At 51.1% G+C, this 23,481-nt stretch carries 18 protein-coding genes; 5 read left to right on the top strand and 13 right to left on the bottom strand.

Translation table 11 applies throughout. The features are described from left to right. Window positions 1-44: 44 nt before the first annotated feature. From OHJ21_RS29820 to OHJ21_RS29810, 3 genes are read right to left on the bottom strand one after another with little or no spacing between them, the layout of a single operon-like run. Window positions 45-1,154, bottom strand: coding sequence for a Ger(x)C family spore germination protein (locus tag OHJ21_RS29820; RefSeq protein ID WP_100541022.1), 1,110 nt, complete (start codon window positions 1,152-1,154; stop codon window positions 45-47). Next, window positions 1,151-2,260, bottom strand: coding sequence for a GerAB/ArcD/ProY family transporter (locus tag OHJ21_RS29815; protein ID WP_486022002.1), 1,110 nt, complete (start codon window positions 2,258-2,260; stop codon window positions 1,151-1,153). Before OHJ21_RS29815 ends, OHJ21_RS29820 begins: the two co-directional genes overlap by 4 nt. Next, the gene (locus OHJ21_RS29810) at window positions 2,253-3,614 is read right to left on the bottom strand and encodes a spore germination protein (RefSeq protein WP_394059438.1); all 1,362 of its coding nucleotides are present in this window, start codon (window positions 3,612-3,614) and stop codon (window positions 2,253-2,255) included. Before OHJ21_RS29810 ends, OHJ21_RS29815 begins: the two co-directional genes overlap by 8 nt. A gap of 209 nt (window positions 3,615-3,823) precedes the next feature. On the opposite strand from OHJ21_RS29810, the gene OHJ21_RS29805 reads away from it, so the two are divergent. Together OHJ21_RS29805 and OHJ21_RS29800 are read left to right on the top strand one after the other, a co-directional pair. Then, on the top strand, window positions 3,824-5,377 hold the full coding sequence (locus tag OHJ21_RS29805) for an FAD-dependent oxidoreductase (protein ID WP_100541025.1): 1,554 nt from the start codon (window positions 3,824-3,826) through the stop codon (window positions 5,375-5,377). 171 nt (window positions 5,378-5,548) lie between these two features. After that, entirely contained in the window at window positions 5,549-5,737 is a 189-nt protein-coding gene (locus OHJ21_RS29800; protein WP_326120002.1) for a hypothetical protein, read from the top strand. Window positions 5,738-5,862: 125 nt separating this feature from the next. On the opposite strand, the gene OHJ21_RS29795 is transcribed toward OHJ21_RS29800, so the two are convergent. The 10 genes from OHJ21_RS29795 to cidR form a co-directional block, all read right to left on the bottom strand. Next, window positions 5,863-6,315 (bottom strand): hypothetical protein, encoded by a 453-nt coding sequence (locus tag OHJ21_RS29795; RefSeq protein ID WP_100541027.1) that lies wholly within the window; start codon window positions 6,313-6,315, stop codon window positions 5,863-5,865. Between the two features lie 195 nt (window positions 6,316-6,510). Beyond that, window positions 6,511-8,385 carry an ABC transporter ATP-binding protein gene (locus tag OHJ21_RS29790; RefSeq protein ID WP_486022000.1) on the bottom strand — a complete coding sequence of 625 codons (1,875 nt, stop codon included), beginning with the start codon at window positions 8,383-8,385 and terminating at the stop codon, window positions 6,511-6,513. Continuing rightward, the gene (locus OHJ21_RS29785; protein ID WP_100541029.1) at window positions 8,382-10,109 is read right to left on the bottom strand and encodes an ABC transporter ATP-binding protein; all 1,728 of its coding nucleotides are present in this window, start codon (window positions 10,107-10,109) and stop codon (window positions 8,382-8,384) included. Before OHJ21_RS29785 ends, OHJ21_RS29790 begins: the two co-directional genes overlap by 4 nt. 11 nt (window positions 10,110-10,120) lie before the next feature. Then, window positions 10,121-10,681: a MarR family winged helix-turn-helix transcriptional regulator gene (locus OHJ21_RS29780; RefSeq protein ID WP_100541030.1), complete on the bottom strand. Its 561-nt coding sequence runs from the start codon at window positions 10,679-10,681 to the stop codon at window positions 10,121-10,123. A gap of 120 nt (window positions 10,682-10,801) precedes the next feature. Then, window positions 10,802-11,899, bottom strand: a complete 1,098-nt coding sequence (gene rsgA / locus OHJ21_RS29775; protein WP_486021997.1) for a ribosome small subunit-dependent GTPase A — start codon at window positions 11,897-11,899, stop codon at window positions 10,802-10,804. A gap of 413 nt (window positions 11,900-12,312) precedes the next feature. After that, the gene (locus OHJ21_RS29770; RefSeq protein WP_486021996.1) at window positions 12,313-14,601 is read right to left on the bottom strand and encodes an ATP-dependent DNA helicase; all 2,289 of its coding nucleotides are present in this window, start codon (window positions 14,599-14,601) and stop codon (window positions 12,313-12,315) included. 153 nt (window positions 14,602-14,754) lie between these two features. Then, entirely contained in the window at window positions 14,755-15,549 is a 795-nt protein-coding gene (gene pdaA, locus OHJ21_RS29765; RefSeq protein ID WP_100541033.1) for a delta-lactam-biosynthetic de-N-acetylase, read from the bottom strand. 142 nt (window positions 15,550-15,691) lie between these two features. After that, on the bottom strand, window positions 15,692-16,735 hold the full coding sequence (locus tag OHJ21_RS29760; protein ID WP_486021994.1) for an oxidoreductase: 1,044 nt from the start codon (window positions 16,733-16,735) through the stop codon (window positions 15,692-15,694). 195 nt (window positions 16,736-16,930) lie between these two features. Next, a complete protein-coding gene (locus tag OHJ21_RS29755) occupies window positions 16,931-18,562 on the bottom strand; it encodes a catalase (protein WP_486021993.1) in 1,632 nt (543 codons plus the stop codon). A gap of 99 nt (window positions 18,563-18,661) precedes the next feature. Then, a complete protein-coding gene (cidR, locus tag OHJ21_RS29750; RefSeq protein ID WP_486021991.1) occupies window positions 18,662-19,552 on the bottom strand; it encodes a cidABC operon transcriptional activator CidR in 891 nt (296 codons plus the stop codon). Between the two features lie 125 nt (window positions 19,553-19,677). On the opposite strand from cidR, the gene OHJ21_RS29745 reads away from it, so the two are divergent. The 3 genes from OHJ21_RS29745 (at window position 19,678) to OHJ21_RS29735 (ending at window position 22,861) form a co-directional block, all read left to right on the top strand. Further along, window positions 19,678-20,049, top strand: coding sequence for a CidA/LrgA family protein (locus OHJ21_RS29745; RefSeq protein ID WP_100541038.1), 372 nt, complete (start codon window positions 19,678-19,680; stop codon window positions 20,047-20,049). Then, window positions 20,046-20,735: a CidB/LrgB family autolysis modulator gene (locus tag OHJ21_RS29740; RefSeq protein ID WP_486021989.1), complete on the top strand. Its 690-nt coding sequence runs from the start codon at window positions 20,046-20,048 to the stop codon at window positions 20,733-20,735. Before OHJ21_RS29745 ends, OHJ21_RS29740 begins: the two co-directional genes overlap by 4 nt. A 266-nt stretch (window positions 20,736-21,001) precedes the next feature. Continuing rightward, window positions 21,002-22,861 (top strand): LTA synthase family protein, encoded by a 1,860-nt coding sequence (locus OHJ21_RS29735; protein ID WP_486022073.1) that lies wholly within the window; start codon window positions 21,002-21,004, stop codon window positions 22,859-22,861. Window positions 22,862-23,481 lie beyond the last annotated feature (620 nt).

Below are 23,481 nucleotides of genomic sequence, written 5' to 3'. Positions count from 1 at the left end.
CTTTATTGTAACATCTTCCAGTACGATAGACAGTTGTGCCTTGTTTAACGTTTATAACCGGTCGACTTTATTTTAAACTTGACCGATACATTAAACTTGGCATGGGGATAAATGGTGCGCCACTCCTCCATCTCCGTCTGGTTGTTCCAGTGCGTACCTCCATACCGAAGGCCGAAACCTAACGGGTCCAGACCCGTTTTCTGAATTTTCTCCAACACGTTTTTCACAGCTTGCGATAGTTCCTTGCTAAACTGCTCTTCGATCTTACGCAGATCCTTCGGATCTAATTGCGCAGGGTTTTCTTTCTCTTCCAAAATCGCGGTTATCCGAATCTTGTAATCAATGGTTTCCTCCCCCGGTTTATCCGTTACGATCTTGTATCTTGCTCGGGTTCTATCCGTGTTGACTTCAAGCAATTGGCCGTCAATTTTCGTCCCGAAATTCGTGCTTAGATTACGACGATCCAACAGGTTAAACAGCCTGGTTTCATCCCGCGTCAGAATCACCTTCACCTTGTTCTTATCCATCAAGGCTAATTTGTCGATATTCAGGATCTTGTCAGCGGTAGTTTCCACAACGGGCAGGACCGGATCTTCCCCTTCCTCTAACATTCGGCGGGACAAATCGAAGGAGTATGCCTTAATAATGAAGGGAGATTCCGTCCCCTCCTCGCTGAGCGCCAGAAATATTGCGTTTCCGGCAATCCGCTCCGTTGGAGGATCCGTCTTTAATACGGCTTCTGCCGTAGGTACTGCGACGGCTGGATACATTAAGAGCTGCATGTCCCGCCTCCGAACGGTCCAGTCCTGGATTTTGCTGATATTTTTCCGTGCATAGGCCTCGCCGTACATGACCCCTTTGCAATGACCAAAGTCCAGCTCCTTATCCACCTTGGATTTGACCTCCCTGATCGCTTCCGCAATACTTGTCGATTCCTGCGTAATAAGCAGTGATTTTTTATCCCCGGTTTTCGGGTCTCCCGAAGGAATCGCCATTTTGAAGGTAAATCGGTTCATATCGGGACTTTTCTCAGAGACGTCAATACCGATGGACACAACAAAAAGCCTCAGATCGATATCCCTAAAATCACATCCCGACACCAACAGAAAAGAGCAGCACATGAGCCAGACCAGCCAGCGTTTTAGGTCTTTCATGCCTTCTTCCTCCTTTTCCTCCATACCGCATAGAATAACAGGGCAATGAGCAGAAATTCACCCGCGAACCGGACGTCCAGAAAGACAATCGCCATATCATTTAATATGTATTGATTCACGATAAACGACGTGCCAAAGGTAATCAGGGAAAAGAGGAGCAGCACCCACCATTCGATTTTCCTCCGTTTAGACATCGCTTCCCCCTTATCGACCTTTAATCCGAAGCTTCCCAGAATGAGTTCCTTACCCACATGCCAGTGGATGATGGAATTCACGAGGGAGAGACACATATACACCACGTAGAAGACATATATCATCCGTTCAATGATGAAATAACGAATCCGCAGCGAGTCCACCGTCGAGAAGGCAGGGTACACGTGTCCTCCTGCACCCGCAGCGCCTAATATGCCAATGGGTGCAAAGATCGAAACCAGAAGGGTAATTATACTGACCCCCACAATTGCCCAAACATGGCGCACTCTGAATCGGTGAAAGATCCGATTGAATACCACCATGTTCACGTAGCCCGTAAAAATAAAGGTTGCGGCCGCCACCGTTTCGTAATTGGGCATATTCCATGCATAGGTAATGATCTGCCTTACGGCATCCCAGCTGAAATAGGGGTTGCTGAAGATACGCCATGACATGTAGGCGATAACAGGAACACAGATGTACAGAATCATCTCCAGGGCATATATAATGGACTCGGAGTCAAGTCTGGCACTAAGTCCAACCACCACCAGAAATCCGATCAGAACGATATAGGGAGACACATCCGGACTAATGTAGCGAGAGGTAATATCAACGAAGCTTACCAAGGTAATGACGCTGGAGAAAAACCACGCGAGTCCGTATAAAAAAAGCAGAATACCCGATGTCCACTTGGACATAACCGAGCGAAAAATCTCCGGCAGCCCTTGCCCCGGAAATTTCTGAATCAGTTTCACGAAGGTAAACATCAGCAGCGTCCCAATCGGAATGGACACGAGAATCGACATCAGCGCACCGTCAAAGCGGTCCGTAATTAAAATCCGGGGGACATAATTAATCAGATTGATGGTTGCATTGAGCAGGAAGAGGTAATAAAAATATTTATTTCTAACCACTTCGCTGATCTCCTTTCTTCTTCCAATCCATAGCAAACATCTTTAAGTAGGGTTTGCCGAAGGATCGGAGGCTCGTAAGGTACATAATCATCGCCACCATGCCCAAAACGATGCCGACCAAGCCAAAGAAGGTGGCCAGGACAATGAACAAATACTTCGTGACGCGGATGCCGGAGCTCATCATCGTAATCGGGATCACGAAATTCGTTATCGCGACGGCGGAAACCAGAATGATCATGATGTTGCTGACTAATCCCGCCTCTGTTGCAGCGGTCCCCAGAATGAGACCCCCTACCGTCGTTGCGGTCTGACCAATCGCTTTGGGCAGACGGACACTTGCTTCCGTCAGAAATTCCATCGCCAGCAGCATGAAGATCACTTCGAAAAAGGATGGGTACGGCACCGTAGCCCGGCTTCCCGCAATAAGCAGCGTAACCTGCATCCTCAATATTTCCGGATTATACGACGTGAATGCCACGTACAGACTCGGCATAAGTACGGTCGTAAACAAGGCGATATACCGGATCCCCTTGAGAAACCAGCCGATCGGGGGAAGCTGTATTTTGTCATCCATCGCCGTAAAGAAATCATTGAAAATGGCTGGCAATAGAAGGGCATACCCCGTTGAATCCATCAACACGGCAATTTTTCCTTGATTTATATTCAATACGGCCCGGTCAGGACGCTCGGTCAGCATGAGTGTTGGATACAGACGAAATTTAGGATGCATCGTATGTCTCTCGATTTCGGCAGCCGATTGCACGATGTCCGCTTTGAGCTCGGACAATCGCTTTCTAAGCTCCTGCAATACCGTTTCTTCCACTTTGCAGGCATCATACATAATGATGATTCGGGTCTGCGATATTTTCCCGACGGTCATGAATTCCGTCTTCAAATTCGCAGTTTGGTAACGATGGCGGATCAGGTTCAGGTTCACCTCGATATTTTCCGTAAACGAATCATCGGGACCCTGAATGACGTTCTCTGTACTGGCGGGTTGAATGGGGCCTGCATTAACCAGTACGGCGTCAAACAGGAGCACGTTTTCCCCAATGAATATGGCTACGCAGCCCCTAAGCATATTACGAAGCAATTCCTGCTCATCTTTCGGCTCCAGGCTTGAGGGAAAGGATCGGATGAATTGGTCGTATAAGTCCAAGGAGTTCAGCTCATAGAAACGGTTAATCAAATTATCGTTAATCATGATAGGGTCACACATGCTTTTAAAATAAATCAGTAACGCATGGCCACCTTCATTTTTCAGCTCTCGATGTTCTATATCCCCGATATCATGGAAATGTTCTTGCAGACATTTCTTGGCCTGATCCGCATTTAGATGCTGTTCGCTGGTCATGATATACCACCCCTCTTTTTCACATAATCCCAAATCTCCGCGGTTTCTTTAGATTCTGCACAAATGTCCCAAAATATTTACAATCCTCCAGGAAACTTATGAATACCGAATGGAATTCTGCTCGTTTCTAATCATTCCCAAGTGGTAATAATGAAGACAAGAGTCTGTGTTTAAGGGCAACGCCCGTAGAAACTGAGGAGGAATCGTGAATGAACCCAACCAATTCATCGCATCAAGAACTACCGCAATATCCGGAGTCGCTGTGGAGAGGGACAACCGAACTGCCCGCTTTCCCCCGCTTAGCCGAGGATATTGAGACGGATGTAGCCATCGTCGGAGCCGGCATAACCGGCATTACGACCGCTTATCTACTTGCCAAGGCTGGTAAGGATGTCGTGCTGATCGAAGCAGGGCAAATCCTGAACGGAACCACCGGTCATACAACAGCTAAGGTTACGGCACAGCATGGGCTGATCTATCATGAGTTCATGAATCATTTTGGAGAGGAGAAAACGAGGCTCTACTACGAAGGAAATCGGGAAGCGATTGAATTCATTAGAGATATTATTGGCGGAGACGAAGAGAAATTTGGGCTGAAGCTGGAGGATGCCCATATTTACGCTCAGCAGGAGGACAAGTATCTCTCGAAGCTGGAAGACGAAATCAAGGCCTATGAGAAACTCGGCATTCCGGGAGAATGGCAGGAAAGCCTTCCCCTCCCTATGTCGATTCGGGGAGCCATTAAGATGCCCGGGCAGTATCGGTTCCATCCTCTGCAGTATTTGAAGCATCTGACAGAAGAGTTCCTAAGGCTTGGAGGACGGATTTACGAGAACACGACCATGGACGAAAAGGCCGAAACCGATGGACCGATCACGCTACTGACCAAACGGGGCGGTCACCGGATTACTTGCAATCACGCAGTATCCGCGTCTCATTTTCCGTTCATTGACGCCAAAGGATTGTTCTTCACGCGGCTGCATGTGGAACGCTCCTATGCCATTGCAGTCAAACCCGAAACCGCTTATCCGGGAGGAATGTACCTAAGCGTGGATCAGCCTACACGTTCCTTGCGGTCAGCATCTTATAACGGGCAGGAGTTGGTTATCGTCGGGGGCGAGAATCATCCGACGGGCCGCAGCATCTGTACCCACCAGCATTACGAAAACCTGGAGCTTTTTGCAGGAAATCTATTGGGCGCTTCCGCGATTCCTTACCGCTGGTCGGCCCAGGACCTGATTACATTGGACAATATGCCTTACATCGGGCCGATCACGTCCAATCAGGACCGGATCTTTGTTGCGACAGGCTTCCGGAAATGGGGCATGACAACAGGAACATTGGCCGCGAACATCATCGCGGATCAAATCTTGGAGAAGGATAACCGTTACGCCGACGTCTTCGACCCCTCCCGCTTCCACGCAGACCCGAGCATCAAAACGTTTGTCGTGCAAAATGCTTTGGTTGCCAAAGATTTCGTTGCCGGTAAGGTGGAGATGTCCCACGCCGATATAACCGAGCTGAAGGCCGGCGAAGGCGCCGTCGTCCGCCATAACGGTCAGCGTGCCGGAGCTTACAAGGATGATCAAGGGAATCTCCATCTCGTGGATACGACCTGTACCCACCTCGGCTGCGAAGTGGAATGGAATGAGGGCGAACGTTCATGGGATTGCCCGTGTCACGGATCACGCTACCGCTATAATGGCGAAGTGATCGAAGGGCCGGCCATTGAACCATTGAAGCAGTTGGATCCGGAGAGCTAAGCGGACGCAATCGCTCCCTCAGTGTCCCTAACCTAAAAAGAAGTGAAGCCCATGCGAGCTTCACTTCTTTTTTTATAGTATGGGACTCCATACCAGTTGCAGCCTAAATTCAACCAGAAATAACATATTTCTGGTATAATAAGCTTACAAATCGTTACGGGAGGGATAACCATGGTTCTAGGCCCTGAGTATTTGGATCGAATTAAAGAGGACGTCTCGGAGAAAAAAGCACAGGAGAAGCTGCGCGGTATCCGGCAACAGAGCCTGCTTACCGATTGTTTAATGACCCTTGCTGCTGCAGGTGCCTTCATTGTGGTGGCTGCCATCTTTGGTTTTATCTTGTATCACATACGATATTAGAAGCCATCTCCATGCCTCCCCCGATGGGAAGTCTCTGAAGTTTATCCTTTCTTACAATTTCAAAAAGGCACCCTGACGGGTGCCTGTGTCATGTTATGACCTGGGACTGGATTGCCTTTGTATGCCTAGGCGATTTCCGGTGCCGGCTCCTCGCGGTATGCCGCAAGCGACTGATCCACGATCACCTGTATGAAATCGGGATCGATATCCTGGATCCAAGGTATGGCGTTGTTCCAAGCATTTTCCTCAATTTGAAGCGCGATCTGCCTCTGATCCCATTCATCCATCGTTCGATCCATCCGGTCGCACAGCTCTGTCAGGGTCATGTCCATCGAATGGCCCAGCTCATGTGCAAATACCACCGCAAAATAGGCATGGAACGGCTCAAGCGTGCCAAACAGCTGCAAACACTGCTGGCGTATGACTTCGGTATACATCGTCACGCTGTGCGAATGCATGACATATTTTCCGCCGATTAACCGGCCCCCTGGAAAATACGCCTCCATCTCCACGGTGACACTGCTGCCCGACCGACGTAGAAGCTCTTGCGTAATTCGGTTCAGTTCGGACTTATTCAATAATGATCATGGCTCCCTTTAAAGATATAAACATAAACATCATTATAAAAGAACCATATGAAAATGCAATATCAAATATGCCTGCCAGCTTACTCTCAACCTACCAAAAACCCTTCATTAATCTAAGAAAATCTAAAAAAAGAAGACCCACTCCGCACTCGAATGGGTCTTCTTGTGATGACAATCCTCGCCTCGCTATCCAGCCTCATGCTGGTCGCTGAATTGACTGTTATACAGGTCCGCATAGAAGCCGCCCTGAGACAGCAGCTCTTCATGGGTCCCCTTCTCGATAATGCTGCCCTTATTCATGACCAGAATCAGGTCCGCATCCCGGATCGTGGACAACCGATGGGCAATGACAAAGCTGGTCCGGTCCCTCATCAGCTCATTCATCGCTTTCTGGATATAGAGCTCCGTCCGCGTATCCACGCTGCTGGTTGCCTCATCGAGGATCAGAATCGATGGATCGGCCAGAATGGCGCGCGCAATCGTAAGAAGCTGCTTCTGTCCTTGCGATATGTTGGAGGCCTCCTCGTTCAGAACGGTATCGTAGCCCTCCGGTAATGTCCGGATGAAGTGATCCGCGTGAGCCGCTTCCGCCGCCCGGATGATCTCTTGCTCCGTGGCGCCTTCGCGCCCATACCCGATATTCTCCCGGATTGTCCCGTTAAAGAGCCATGTATCCTGCAGCACCATCCCGAACAGGCTGCGGAGTTCACCGCGCCGAAGAGCGGTAATATCGGTGCCGTCAATCGTAATCTTGCCCTTATTCAGCTCATAAAACCGCATCAGCAGATTAATGAGCGTTGTTTTCCCTGCGCCGGTCGGTCCGACGATGGCGACCGTTTGCCCGTGCTTCACGTCCACATTCATATCCTCGATCAGAAGCTGGTCCGCTTTATAGCCGAAACTCACATTCTCGAATGACACATCGCCAAGCGGCTTCTTGAGCGCTGCCGGAGCTGTATGCTCCGACACTTCTTCTTCCTCATCGAGCACTTCAAATACGCGCTCTGCCGATGCTATGGTGGATTGAATGACGTTCGCGATATTCGCAAGCTGGGTAATCGGCTGCGTGAATTGGCGTGAATATTGGATGAATGCCTGAATATCCCCGATCTCAATCGCTCTGCGGGTAACCAACACACCGCCGACAACACTGACGATCACATAACCGATATTTCCGACAAAACCCATCAGCGGCATAATGGTACCCGATATAAACTGGGCTCTCCACCCCGCATCATAGAGCTTGTCGTTGACCTCATCAAATTGCTCCATGGACTGTCGTTCCCGGCCAAAGGCCTTCACGACTTTATGGCCCGTGTACATTTCTTCCACATGTCCGTTCAGCTCACCCAAATGCTTCTGCTGCGCCACAAAATGCTTCTGCGAGCGCTTGGCGACCACAATCGTGACCACCACGCTAAGCGGCAGGGTCAGAATAACCACCAACGTCAGCAGCGGACTGATCGTGAGCATCATCACGATGACGCCGACCAGCGTGACCACGGAGGTAATCATTTGCGTCAAGCTCTGCTGAAGCGTGCTGCTGATATTGTCCATATCGTTGGTCACCCGGCTCAGCGTTTCCCCATGCGTCCGGGCGTCGAAATATTTAAGCGGCAATCGGCCGAGCTTGTTGTAAACATCTTTTCGCAAATCATACACGGTACGCTGGGCCACACCGGCCATAACATATTGCTGGATGTAAGCAAACAGCGAGCTTAAGAGATATAGCCCTGCAAGCCAGAGCATGATCGTCCGAATAGCGTCAAAATCGATGCCGGCCCCCGGCACGCCCTGCATCTTGGCCAGGAAGCCTTTGAACAGGATCGTGGTCGCATCCCCCAATATTTTCGGGCTCACGATGCTGAATATCGTACTGAGAATAGCTGCGATCAAGACGATCAGCAGCTTGCCGGTATGCGGTTTGAGATATCGTGTTAACCGGCGAAAAGTGCCTTTGAAATCCTTGGCTTTCTCCCCCGCCATTCCAGGTCCGTGCGGGCCGCCGCCAAAGGGACCGCCCGGTCCCCGAGGATGTCCTCCCCGTTTCTTCTCACTCATGCGATCTCCTCCTCTGACAGCTGCGAAGTGACGATTTCACGGTACACATCGCTGGAAGTCATAAGCTCCTCATGCGTGCCGATGCCGGCAATGCGTCCCTCATCCAGCACGATAATCCGATCAGCGTCCATGACAGTGCTTACCCGCTGAGCGACAATCAGAACGGTAGCTTCCGTCGTTTCCTCGCGGAGCGCTGCGCGAAGATTGGCATCCGTCTTGAAATCAAGCGCCGAGAAGCTGTCGTCAAACACATAAATCTCGGGTCTCCGAACCAGCGCCCTTGCAATCGAGAGCCGCTGCTTCTGACCTCCGGATACGTTGCTGCCGCCCTGCGAAATCTCGGCATCGTACCCGCCCTCCATGGACGAGATGAAATCGGCCGCCTGGGCAACCTTCGCTGCATGCCGGATCTCCTCGTCTGTTGCATCCTCTTTACCATAGCGGATATTCTCCGCGATGGTACCGGTGAAGAGCAGCGCCTTCTGCGGTACGAATCCGATTCGGCTGCGCAGCTGCTCCTGAAGCATGTCCCGAATATCCGTACCATTGACAAGAATCCGTCCCGAGGTTACGTCATAGAAACGAGGGATCAGGCTGATGAGCGTTGATTTTCCTGAGCCGGTTCCGCCGATAATCGCGGTGATTTCACCCGGCCCGGCACGGAAGGAAATATCGGATATGGCCGGCTCCTCTGCACCCGGATAATAGAAGGTTACATCCTGAAATTCAATCGAGCCGTGCTCCACGCCGGTTTCGCCCGGCTGCTTCGGATCATGGATCTCCGGCATCATGTTCAATACCTCATTGATCCGAACCGCCGATGCCTGTGCACGCGGAATCATGACAAACATGACGGATAACATGATGAGGGAGAACATGATCATCATCGCGTATTGGAGAAATGCCATAAGGTCACCGACCTTCATATGCCCGCCCTCTATGCGATGGGCTCCGAACCAAACAATCGCCAGTGTCGCAAAATTCATGACCAGCATCATGACAGGCATCATCGCACCCATGATTTTATTCACTTTGATGGAGGTGGCAGTCAAATCCTCGTTCGCATCATTAAAGCGGGCGGTTTCATGATTCATCCGGTTAAATGAACGAATGACCCGGATTCCTGTCAGATTCTCCCTCAGCACGCGGCTCAGCGTATCGATCTTCACCTGGATCGCTTTGAAGAGCGGAATCCCCTTTTTGGCGATGAGGAAAATGGCCAGCGCCAGAATAGGCAGGACGATCAGCAGCACCGTGGTCAGTCCCGGGTCTCTCGACACGGCCATCACAATGCCCCCGATACACATCATCGGCGCAATCGCCATCATGCGAAGGATCATGATCGTGACCTGCTGTACCTGCGTGATATCGTTCGTTGTACGGGTAATCAGGGATGCCGTACCGATCTTGTCAAATTCCTGCAGCGTGAAATTCTCGACATGGGAGAAGACGCGGCCCCGAACAATCTTCCCGAATCCCGTAGCTGATTTGGATGCCAAATAACTAGCGGCAATGGAGCACACCATGCCCCCTGCTGCTACGAGGAGCATAAAGCCGCCCACACGCCAAATGTAAGGCACATCTCCCTCAACGATGCCATAATCCACGATGTCTGCCATCAAGGTCGGCAGGTAAAGATCAGACAGACACTGGAAAAATGTGAACAGCAGGACAAAAATGACCGCTGTCCGGTACGGCTTCATGTAGTGAAACAGTTTTAACAAATCCCCCACCCCTACTCGTTGTCTGATGTCGTTTCGCTTCGTTTGCGTTTTTGCTCGTGAAAATGATACACCTTCGTTAACAGCTCGGTCAGTTTGACGCTGTCCTCTTCTCCCAGAAAATCCACCAGTTCGTTAAAGTTGTTCCTGACGTTCTGGTAGGTTTCCTGGACAACGCGGTTCCCTTCCTCGGTAAGCTGTACGCGCACCGCACGTCGATCCCGTGCATCCATCACCCGTTCCACCAAACCTTTGCTCTCCAGAGCGTTGATAAATTGGGTGATCGTCGGTGACGTAACATTCATCATGCTGCTGATTTCGGACACTTTCATGCCGGGACCATCAGGCTCGATATGATGTTTGATTCCCATCAGAACGCGAATCTCGCCGGGCGTGTAGCCGGAAATCAAGTGCTGATCCCATTCCTGCTTGTGGAACATGCGAATGCTGTACAAGAGCCTGCCGGCGACGCTATCTTCTCGCCTGCCGCCCTTCATGCACAGCCCTTCTCGCGAAGCCCTTTCCTCTGACCGGTTGTTCTCTTTATGTAAATCTGGATGTATATCCTCTTCCATGGTCCACCTCTTTTCTGCAACCTCTCGAATAAATAGATAGTCTGCCAATTTAATTGGTTACCTAACTATATACCCGGAGAAGACCGAAGTCAAATCGACTTCGGACCTCCGTAACATTCATTATTCGTCATCGTACAGAAGCTGCTGGTACGTCCCTTTGCGGTCTCTGTCGCTCTTACGCGAGGACTTGCCTGAGCTCTTATTCTGGCGGCGGGTGCTGACCTTCTCTTTACGGGCGATATGGGCCAGCTCCCGCTCCGTCTTCTTGTAATTCGCATATCGTTTCGCATCCAGGGTTCCGTCCTGCAGCGCTTCCTGAACTGCACAGCCGGCCTCCGTCTCATGGCGGCAATCATGGAACCGGCACTGCTGGGCGAGCGTGGCAATGTCCGCAAAGGTCGCCTCGAACCCTTCTTCCGAATCCCACAGCTGCAGCTCCCGCATGCCCGGCGTATCCACCATAATCGCGCCGCCCGGCAGCACGAAGAGCTCCCGGTGCGTCGTGGTATGCCGTCCCCTTGCATCCTCTTCGCGTATCCCTTGAACTCGCTGCATCTCCTGGCCCGACAACCAGTTCAGCAGGGTGGATTTACCCGCCCCGGAGGTACCCGTAATGGCAACCGTCTTCCCTTGCACCAAATAAGCCTGCAGCTGCTCCTTCCCTTGATCCATCAAGGAGCTTACCGCATGGACCGGCACACCTGGAGCAACCGCCTCTACCTCCGCGACGTACGCTTCCGGCGATTCACATAAGTCCGCCTTGGTAAGGAGCACGACCGGTGCGGCTCCGCTCTCCCAGACCGCAATCAGATAGCGTTCTATTCGGCGAACATTAAAATCCTTATTGAGCGCGTTAATGATAAACACGGTATCCATATTTGCGGCAATGATCTGCTCATCCGGCACGCTTCCTGCTTCCTTGCGCGTCACCGCCGACTTTCGGGGGAGCAGCTTATGAATGACGGCACGGGATTCCCCTTGCAGCGGCTCCACCATGACCCAATCGCCAACAGCGGGAAAGTCGCTTTTGCTGGCTGCTTCGTATTCGTATTTGCCCGTGACAATCGCGGACTGCTCTCCCTCTTGCGTAATAATGCGGTACTGCTTCGAGAATTGAGCCGTGATGCGTGCGGGTACCAGCGCTTTATCGTGCTGGGGCATCTGCTCTGCCATCAAACTCCATTCTTCATTCCATCCATAGGCTTGTAGCATGGTCATGTCTTGTTTAGTCAAATTCGTTATATCCCCTTATCGTTATTGGATTGGTTGTTATCAAACACAAAAAAAACCGCAGATTTGTATCTGCGGCTGATCTGAATCTACGCAAGAAGAAGGCATTAATCCCCATCAGCCAAGCCGATCATGGTCATACCACGCCCCTTGCATAGACACAAAAAACCCGCAGGATACCAAACACGGTCTCCTGCGGGTTCTTAGGTATAGAGATAAAGACACGTAAGGTCACATGCCTTACACCTCTGCTACCATTAGAATTTCCCGTCCAAAGAGACCAACGTCAATGCGACCCATCCACTATGCATCATAACCATCTGACATCAGCCTCCTTCAGCTTATTAATATATCCGTATTATAGAGTTCGTATTTCCAAGTGTCAACATCTCAAGAAAAAATTAGATGCGCCTGTAGTGCCTCCACTCCTCCGGCAGCAGCATCCCGTACTGGCGATTCAGAAAGCGGTCATCCACGAGCGTCAGCGTCCCGCTGTCCTGCTCCGATCGGATCAAGCGACCACCGGCCTGCAGCACTTTGTTCATGCCCGGGTACACATAGGCATAATCGTATCCCCTCTTGCCGGTGCGATCAAAATAATCCTTGATGATATCATTCTCGAAGGATAGCTGCGGTAATCCAACGCCGATGACCACAACGCTCGAAAGCCGTTCTCCTTTCAGATCGATGCCTTCGGAGAAAATACCGCCCATCACGGCAAAGCCGATCAGCGGATCTTCCGCATCCGCCTGGAAAGCATTCAGGAATGCCTCCCGCTCCTCCTCGCTCATCCCATGCCCCTGAAGCAAGGTACGCGCTCCCGGATTCATTCGGGCAAACGACTCATGAATATCCTGCATGTAGGGATAGGACGGCAGGAAGATCAAGGTATTGACCGGCTTCTCCTGAACCAGTGCACTCAGCATCCGGACGATGGCCTCGCTATTGCGCTCCCGATCCTTAAAGCGCGTCGATAACGGCAAAATTCGAACATCCAATTGCTCGGAAGAGAAGGGAGAAGGAATCGAGAGGCTGTAGTCCTCTTCCTCCGCTCCCAGCATGTCGCGATAATATCCGAGCGGCATGAGTGTTGCCGAGAAGAAGACGCTGGAGCGGTAGTTTTTTCCCGCTTGCTGGAGCAAATAAGAAGGGTCCAGACAAAACAGCTTGAGAAACACCTCGCTCTGACTCATCTCCGCATACGTGACAAAGCGGTCGTCATACAGCTTGGAGATGCGCAGATACCCCTGCACGGCAAAATAGCATTCCAGAAGCGCATCGGCCTCATCCCCGCTCTTGCCGGTCATCAGCTCGGCCTCTGCCTGGAGCGAGAAATCCTCCAGCAGCTCAACCATCATCTCCGGCTGCTGGGACCCGACAATCCGCTCTTCCTCCTCACTGACCTTGCGCAGCACTTTAAAGCGGTTATTCACCCGCTTCGCCGCGTTGTAAAGCGCGGGATTACTCTCCTTGTATGCTCGTTGCAGTTCCAGAAAAGCCGATTTATTCAGCTCGGCCGAGAACATTCCCCGCGCACGGTCTACCAGATTGTGGGCCTCATCAATGAGCAGCACACTGCGTTTCTTCAGATCCTCCGGCATCCGCTTGAAGGATACGCGCGGATCAAACACATAGTTATAATCGCAGATGACGGCATCGGCTGCGTACGCGGCATCCAGCGAGAACTCAAACGGGCACACCGTATGCTTCCGGGCGTACTCTTCAATAACGGGCCTCGTGATCATCGTTTCATTTGAGAGCAGATCCAGTATGGCGCCATTAATCCGGTCATAGTAACCCTCTGAGAACACGCAGCCCATCTGACCGCAGCCCTCGGCTTCACTGAAACAAATCTTGTCCTTCGCCGTCAGCGTGACCGTATGCATGCAGAGTCCTTGACGCTCCATACGCGCCACGGCTTCTTCCGCGGTCGTTCGGGTGATCGTCTTGGCCGTCAGATAAAAAATCCGCGATAACAGGCCTTCGCCGATCGCTTTAACCGAAGGAAACAGCGTGGATATGGTCTTGCCTATGCCCGTCGGCGCTTTGGCAAACAATCTTCGGCCTTCACCGATGCTTTTATACACGGCTCCGGCCAGCTTGCGCTGCCCCTCCCGGTAGGCGGGAAACGGAAACTTCAGTTCGCGGATGCTCCGATCCCTCCGCTCGCCATGCTCCCGCAGCAGGTTGGCATAAGGCGCATACGCCGCCACGACATCCAATACGAAGGATTCCAGCTGAGCGAAGCTCCATTCCTGTACGAACTGCTTCCGCTCTCCGCTCGGGACCTGGAAGTAGGTCAATCTCACCGCCATCGTCGGTATCTCATGCAGCTTCGCGTACATATAGGCATACATTTTGGCCTGCGCCCAATGAACCGGGTACGTGTGCTCCGTAATCTCGCCCAAATCGCCGGAGGTCGACTTGATCTCGTCAATCATGATCCGCTCTTCCTCTTGAATCAGACCGTCGCAGCGGCCTTCCACCACAAACAGCAGATCTTCGTAAGGAACCTCTACTTCAAGCTGAACTTCCTTCTGATCGTTCTCACCATAATCACGCTGTACCTGTTGATGCGCTCGGGTCCCCTCAGTAAGGGATGTCGCCGTGCGAAAACCTGAGGTAATGCTGCCGCTGCGAAAGACGTATTCCACCAGCGGCCTGACGGATATTTGAATAGTATGAGGCATGATGGTCTCCTTCGTTCATGTTCTATGAAGGATATTATACCAAACATTCGTTCCTGAAAGCGAAGCATCCAACTTCATTCAGCAACAAAAAGCGTGCAGAAGGCATCCTGACAGGATGGCGTTCTGCACGCTGTACGCGTAAGCAGCATGTGCTTACGGGGCTTTCTTCTGCATCTGATCCAAACTCTTGAACTCATAGCCCCGGTTCCTGGCTTCGTCAATGATCCGCCCAAGCGCCTCAGTGTTGTCCTTGGAGATCGAGTGCAGCAGGATCACAGCGCCCGGGTGAAGCTGCGCGGTTACCTTATCATAAGCATACTGCGCACCACGCTGGGACTTCACGTCCCAATCCATATACGCGAGCGACCAGAAGACATTGGTATAGCCCAATTGTTTGCTGGTCGCCAGCGACCGCTCATCGAAAATGCCGCGCGGCGTACGTAAATATTTCATATCCGGCTGGCCGGTTATGCGCATAACCTCTTTCTTCACCCGCTCCAGTTCCTCGGTCAGCTTCTCTGCCGAGATCGTGGTCACATCCGGATGATTCCAGGAATGGTTGCCGATAATATGGCCTTCCGCCGTCATCCGCTTCAGCAGATCTTCCTGTGTCTTTACGTAGTGTCCGGTCACGAAAAAGGTGGCGGGCACCTTCTTCTCTTTGAGCGTATCCAGGATACGGGAGGTATATCCGTTCTCGTATCCGTTATCAAACGTAAGATACAGCTCCTTCTGCTCGGCATCGCCCATAAAGATCGCGTCGTATTTTTGCAGGAGCTCCTTAAAACCCTCCTCGTTGATGGAGGGCAGCTGGCCATTGACGCTTTTTTTGAATCCAAAATGAAACGGACCGCTTCCTACCGCCAAAGCCGCCCCCGATATGGACAGCATCACCGCTAAGCACACCAGAAGCGATAAGGCCGGCCGAAGGATATCACGTTTCTTCATATCCGTTCTCTCCTTCTTTGTTGTGATATGGATTGATTCCCCCTCATGAAAAACGTACAAGGGTTGCATCACCTAATATCCCACAATTCGGAGTAAACTATGTGTTAATCAACGACGACCCGGGGACCAGATGCAGCGGCTTTTACGTAATCTTGATCAATCGGCCCTTCTGATAACTCTGCAGTGCATACTCAATCATGCGGATGACATTACGGGCTTCTTCAGGCTGAACGGGTAACGGGCCATCCTTAAGAATCGCTTCGGCCAACCCCTGATAAAAGGCCTGATAGCGTCCCGGCAGCGTCTCAATCTCGCCCTGAACCGCCAGCCCGCTCAGCTCGGTAGCAAGCTCCCCGTACTGGTCCGGCTGGTCTTCGCCCCAGCCCGCATCCCCCGGGTGCATTCCCTGCTTCAGCTGGCCTTCCTGAGGGTCTGTTCCATATTTCAGGAAGCTTCCTTTATCCCCGTGCAGCTCGAATTTCGGGCCGGCTTGCCGTACCAGCGAACCGGAATGCAGAATAACGCGAAACGTTTTGTAACCCAGCACCAGATGAAAATAATCATGGGTTTTGGACCCTTTGCGCTCCGTTCTCAAATCCGCCCACAGCGTCTCCGGCAGACCGAACAGGAACAGCGCCTGATCAAGCAGATGCGAACCCAAATCATACAGGATGCCGGACCCGGGAATTCCCTGCTCCCTCCACCGCTCCGATTGCACTTCCGGACGGTAGCGGCTGAACTGCGACTGATAAATCGAAAGCTTGCCGAGCGCTCCCGTCTCCAGCAGATTGCGGACCGTCAGAAAATCATTGTCCCAGCGGCGGTTGTGATATACCGTCAGCAGCACGCCCTTCTGCTTGGCCAGATCAATCAGCTGGTCTGCTTCTGCGGATGTTACGGTAAACGGCTTCTCGACGACCACATGCTTACCGGCCTCGATGGCTAACCGGGTATATTCGTAATGTGTTGCATTCGGACTCGTAATGATGACAACATCAATATCCGGATTAGACAAAAGCTCATCCACGCTATCGACAACCGCCGTATCCGGCAAATCCTTGTGAACCTTGTCCGGATCTGATGATACAATCGTGTGGACTTCGTAATCCGGCACGCTTCTCAGGATAGGTGCATGAAACACCGACCCGGACAGGCCGTAGCCGATGATTCCCGCTTGTATTGCCATAAAGCAAGCCTCCTCTTCCCATGGTTCTATGTTGATTCGATATGTATCGCTTGGTTTCCTTGCAACATCTTAACATTCCGCAAATATTTTACAACCTCAAATGGTAAAGCCGCCTGCACGTCCATCGCTGTGCAGGCGGCTTTCTTCTTGCCATTGCAAAAAATAACCTGGAGACCTCTTTCGACCTGGAAGATTTTAGTAAGGATCCGCCTCATGGCCCATGCGGTTTGCATCCTCTACCGCCTGCTCCCGGACCGTCTCGTTCGAGCCCTTTCTGGCCTGCTCGAGTCCTTCCCGCACGCGGCGTCCATAATCCTCATCCGCATTCGTAAAATATTCCACCATCTTGTCTTGAATCCGGATATCGCATTGGATGAGCGCACCCACCAGATTGCTAATCAGGTCGTTTCGCTCCCAGTCCTCAAAGGCTCTGTACGTATCCCCTGCCTGCTTGAAGTCCAGCGTACGGTCCAGCTTCTGCCGGACGAGGTTGGCATCATAATGGGGCTGATGCGGCTTCGCTGTCTGCGCGGCTTCCACCAGACCGTCGGTCATGGATGGCTCGTAATCCACATGCGGGCTTTGGCCTGGTGCCTTATCCACGTAATACGACATCTGTCCGCCGCGCTGGTTGGTAGCGACCCGCTTCTTCGGCGCATTGATCGGCAGCTGCAGATAGTTGGTGCCTACCCGATGCCGCTGGGTATCCGAATAAGAAAATGTGCGACCTTGGAGCATCTTGTCGTCCGAGAAATCGAGTCCATCCACCAGTACGCCCGTACCGAAGGCCGCTTGCTCCACTTCGTTATAGTAGTTCTCCGGATTGCGGTTCAGCACCATTTTGCCTACCTTCAGGAACGGGAATTGATCTGCCGGCCACAGCTTGGTTGCATCAAGCGGATCGAATTCCAGCTCCGGATGCTCATCATCGCTCATAATCTGAACGCATAGCTCCCATTCCGGATAATCCCCGCGTTCAATGGCCTCATATAAATCCTGTGTTGCATGGCTGTCATTCATAGCCTGGATCTTGCTTGCTTCTTCCTGCGTAAGGTTCTTAATGCCTTGCTTGAGCGGCTCCCAATGGTACTTGATCAGCACACTATCGCCATCTGCATTGACCCATTTGTATGTATTCACACCAGAGCCCTGCATTTGGCGGTAGTTAGCCGGAATGCCCCATGGGGAGAACACAAACGTGATCATATGCGTCGCTTCCGGGGAACGGGATACAAAGTCAAACATGCCGACAGGCCCCGGAACGTTGGATACCGGATCCGGTTTGAACGCATGGACCATGTCCGGAAATTTGAGCGGATCGCGGATAAAAAATATTTTCAGGTTATTGCCGACCAGATCCCAGTTGCCTTCTTCGGTGTAAAACTTCACGGCAAACCCGCGCGGATCCCGAAGCGTTTCCGGTGAGCCGGAACCGTGGATGACGGTTGAGAACCGGACAAACACCGGCGTGCGTTTGCCTTCAACCTGAAACAGCTTGGCCCGGGTATATTTCGAAACAGGCTCATCTCCCACTTTTCCGTAAGCTTCAAAGTAACCGTGAGCTCCAGCACCCCTAGCATGCACGACGCGCTCCGGAATGCGTTCCCGGTCAAAATGCGTGATTTTCTCCAGATAATGATAATTCTCCAAGGTCATCGGTCCCCGATTCCCTACCGTTCTCACATTCTGATTATCCGAAATAGGATGTCCCTGGCGGTTCGTCAGCGTATCCTCCCGCTCCGTTTCGCCGCGATTCTTGGCAAAATCCTCCCGTCCTGGGCTCGTTCCATTATTACCATCATGTTCTTGGTTACTCACGAATGTCATTCCTCCTTGGATATAAGGCTTGTAAAATGGGTTCTCTTACTATGGATATTATGTCCAAGTCGTGAAAATGTATGAAATGTCCATTCGTTTAAAACAAACTTAATCCTGCTCACCCAGCAGGGCGCGGGTAAAGCTGATCCATTCCCTGACGGCAAAGGACAGGTACCGGTCCTTCCTCCAGATCATTCCAAGCTGCCAGGGGATCGAGGGATTATCCAGTGGCAGTATCGTCACGCGAGAAGAATCGATTTCCTTACAGATCGTCTCCGGGAGCAGTGCAATACCCAGATTGGCGGCCACCATGCCGCTGATGAGATCCCACTGTGAGCTTTCATAGACCACCCTTGGCTCAAAGCCGGCGCTGACGCATTCGCGGATAATCCGGTCATGCAGCGTAAAGTCCTCTCGAAACAACACAAATGCCTCGTCGGCAAGCTCATTCAGGTGTACATGCTCTCTTCCTGCCAGCCGATGGGACGGATGCAGAAGCAGATTCAGCTTCTCTCTCACAAAGGAATAATAGTGGAATACGTCTTCATTGACCGGCAGCACCGCGACGCCGATATCCGTCTGACCGCTTTCCACATCCGCTTCGACCTTCTTGGCACCATCCTCAATCAGCTGAATGGTAATCTTCGGATATTCCCGGTGGAACTGCCCGATCACCTCAGGAAAAAAGCTTGAACCTACCATGGGCGGAAGCCCGATACGGAGGTGGCCGCGCTTCAGGTTCATGAGATCCTCCAGCTCGGCCGATACCCGCTGAAAGGAATCCACCATCTGCTGCGCCTGCTGATACATGATATGACCCGCATCCGTCAGCTCAATCTGCTTGCCCTGCCGGTAAAACAAGGTTACGCCCCACTCGTCCTCCATGTTGCGAATCGTTTTGCTGATCGTTGGCTGCGTAATATACAGCTTCTCGGCGGCTTTGGTGAAGCTTTGGTTCCTCGCTACCTCAAGAAAATACTCCAGGTGCCGTATATCCATCCGATACTCCTCCGGTTTCTTGTATGTATAGATAAATGGAATGCATATCATTCGATATATGCATTTTACCTATGAAAATTATCGTTGTAAAATTTCAATACCAATGAAAATAAAGGAGGCCGGTCATGATCAACATGCTGAAAGGAACGCTCCAAGTGGCCGGTTTCATGCTTCTCTCCTTAGGGATGGATCAACTGGCCGCTTGGCTGAATATAGGGATTCCGGGCAGCATTCTCGGAATCGTTGTTGTGTTTATACTTCTCGAAACCAAAGTCCTCCGCCTGGAGTGGATCGAGCTTGGCGCCAATTGGCTGCTCGCCGAATTGCTGCTGTTCTTCATCCCTGCTGCGGTTGGCATCATGAAATATTTCCCGATGCTGGAGGCCGAAGGGCTCCAGATTCTGGCCGTGGTTTTGTTCAGCACCGTCATTGTGATGGTCAGCTCTGGACTGACTGCCGGCTTCATCTCATCCAGAAAGGAGCGAAAAACACCATGAACATCCTGTTGACGGTCATTATCGGCTTGTTATTGACGGTCGGGATTTACGGGGGAGCCAAAAAACTGTATCGCCGTCTGCCAAAGGTCTATTTATCGCCGCTCCTTATCACCCCTGTACTGATTGTCGTGATATTGACACAAACGGGGATATCCTATGAATCATACAATGAAGGGGCGCAGTGGATCAGCAAGCTGCTCGGACCGGCTACGATCGCTTTCGCCGTGCCTTTGTACAAAAACTTCCAAACCCTTAAAAAGCATGCAGCCGAAATTATGCTCAGCGTGCTGACCGGATCGGTACTGGCGATGTTATCCTCTGCAGTCCTCGCCAAATGGATGCATCTGAACAGCTCGCTGGCCACCAGCCTCGTGCCGCGCTCCATAACAACCCCCATTGCCATGAATGTCTCCGAGGTCATTGGGGGCGTGCCGAACATGACGGCCGTCTTTGTCATTATGACCGGGATTCTGGGGTCCATGATCGGACCGGCGGTCATGCGAATTTTCCGGATTCGGGGCGATATCGCAAGAGGCGTGCTGTTTGGGACCAGCGCCCATGGAACCGGCACCTCCAAGGCATTTGAATTCAGCTCCCTTTCGGGGACAATCTCCAGCATTTCGATGATCGTCGCCGCTCTCTTCACCCTTGGAACCGCACCGCTGATCATGTCTTTTCTTTATTAATATGCTAAGGCCCTGACAAAACCGGCGATGGCCGGTTTTTTCGCTGTCTTTTTCATGTTGTTATAAGAAGCTTAAGGACTTACTTTAACTCTTTGACAACCTCCTCCGAAGAGGTCATAATAGTTCTGTTCATTCATTTTGTAAAATAAATGGTATACGGAATGTATATCAACAGTAAGAATAACGTCTATCGATTCTTAAATAACGGATCGCCGCTGCAGTTCTCAAAAATGGTGTACGGCGGCATTGAAAGGAAGGCGATACAGGTGTTCTCCACCTCGCGGTTTCGGTTAACGATTACGAAGCCTTTTATATTTTTCTCTGTCATTATGCTGCTCAAAAGCTACGTAGCCTGGATGGTCATTTTTGATGATGTCATGCCATGGAAACCGCTCATTACGGAAATTCCTTTTATTTGGCTTGTGTTCAGCTTGATCGAATGGTTCGCTTCCAAGCGAAAGCTCGCTGCCTATATGAGTGTTAACTTATTGCTGACCGCCATATTCTTTGCAGCCATTATGTATTATAAATATTACGGTGTCATTGTTACGTATCATGCGCTGGAGCAGGTCAATCAGGTAACCGCGGTAAGCAATAGCGTGTTCTCCTTGATGGACCCTTACTATCTGCTGATCTTCACGGATATCATCGGTATGTTTTTTCTATTATGGCGCAGTGACCGCGTTAAAAAATGGAAGATTCGGCATGCCAAGAAAGAAAAGCGCAAGATTATTCCTATCGTTTTTGTCGTTTCTTTAATGCTGTGCCTGTTCCAGATTATGCCGAACCGCGCCAGCATGAACGAAATCGTGAAGGCTCAGGAAATGGGCATTCTTAACTACGAAGCCTACACGATTTTCCAGCAGGAGAACAAAGAGCTCGTGGATGCCAAGACCATCACGCAGGATAAAGTCAATGAATTGAAGGGCCTCGGAGCGGCTGATCAGGAAGCCTTGCTCTCGGGTGCAGCCAAAGGGAAAAACCTGATTATCATCCAGATGGAGTCCTTCCAGAAGTTCTTAATCGGTTTGAACATTGATGGTAAAGAAATTACGCCTAACTTGAACAAACTCGCCAAAGAGAGCTTATACTTCCCGAACTTCTACCAGAATGTCGGTCAAGGGAATACCTCGGATGCCGAGTTTGTGGTGAATACGTCATTCTACATTCCGCCACGTGGTGCGGCAACGCAGCATTATGCAGACAGAGTTCTGCCAAGCCTGCCAAGACTGCTGCAAGTGGAAGGTTATGATACGGCCACTTTCCACACCAATGTAGTGGAATTCTGGAATCGCGGAGAGCTGTACAAGGCCCTCGGTTTCAACCGTTATTACGATAAAGCGTTCTTCGGTGATGAAGATAAACTGTTCTTCGGTGCCTCGGACGATGCCCTGTATTCCAAAACGGCGGCCGAGCTGAAAAAGATGGACGAAGCCGATAAACCGTTCTATACCCAAGTCATCTCCATGTCGGCTCACCATCCGTTTACGATTCCCGAAGATAAATATCGGATGACGCTGCCGGAGCGATATGAAGGCACCTTCGTCGGCGACTACATCCGCTCGCAGAATTATGCCGATGATGCGCTTGGTAAATTCATTGAGCAGCTGAAGAAAGACGGCGTGTGGGATAACAGCCTGGTTGTTCTCTACGGCGACCACCTCGGACTGCCGATTTATTCCTTGGACAACAAGGATAAAGAGCTGATGCACGAAATTTATGGCCGTGATTATAACTCCGGAGATATGATCAATATCCCGCTTATGATCCATGGAGAAGGTCTTCAGCCGGAAGTGAAGGAGCAAGTCGGCGGGCAGATCGACCTCTTGCCGACGGTGGCCAACCTCCTCGGCGTATCGATGGACCATCAGCTTCATTTCGGTCAGGATCTGTTAAACCACACCGATAATAACTTGCTGCCGGAACGGTACTACCTTCCATCCGGTACATTTATCAACAATACGACCCTGTACATTCCGGGAATCGGCTTTGAGGATGGGACCAAGCATCCGCTTCCGAACGCGGACGAGAAGAAGACCCAGGCGACCAAGGAAGAATTCGAACGCGCGCTGCAGCTGCTTCATCTGTCGGACAGCTATATCAGACAGCTGCCATACCATAAATAGCCCGTTGCTTAATAGGACAACTCTTTCGGATAATCGGAGGGTTGTCCTATTTTCACTTGGTAAAGTATCGCCGGAATCCCTTGATGTATAAGGGTTTATACAGCCGAAGGCAACGGTTATTTGACATAGTGGCTTACTTTTTCTTATGATTAATAAAATAGCCCCACAAAGTGGAGCCTTTGCTTCGATGCTTATTCCAAATACTTTGCGGGGACCCCAAAACTATAAATGCGATTAAAGAGTTACTTACGCTTCGCTGAAACTTGTAAATTTTATCATCTTAACAATATACCTTGTTTTGAAACCCGCATTCGTGGTGAAATTACGTACAACAACTCGAAAGACTTCATACTCATACGCTGACAATTAAGCCATATATTTTTTATGAACAAATCGATTATGAATTGTAGGAGTGACGATCCGACTTGGACCCCATACGAAGGATAAACAGAATTATATGTTCAACACTTGGCCTTCTTCTGATTGCTTTATTTACGCATGTTCCTCTGGTGGACATCACGGATTCCGCTGCCGCTATGCAGGGAATGGAAGCGTCTGAAGGGACTCTTCCATCGCCAACGCCGGTACCCAAGAGCCCGGAACCTGTTCGGTTGATGCCG

Origin of the sequence: Virgibacillus sp. LDC1 (assembly GCF_025792345.1) — a bacterium.
Classification (GTDB): Bacteria; Bacillota; Bacilli; order Paenibacillales; family Paenibacillaceae; genus Paenibacillus_AQ; species Paenibacillus_AQ lautus.
The sequence above is the reverse complement of the archived record's forward strand: the minus strand, read 5'-3'. Positions and strand labels throughout refer to the sequence as shown.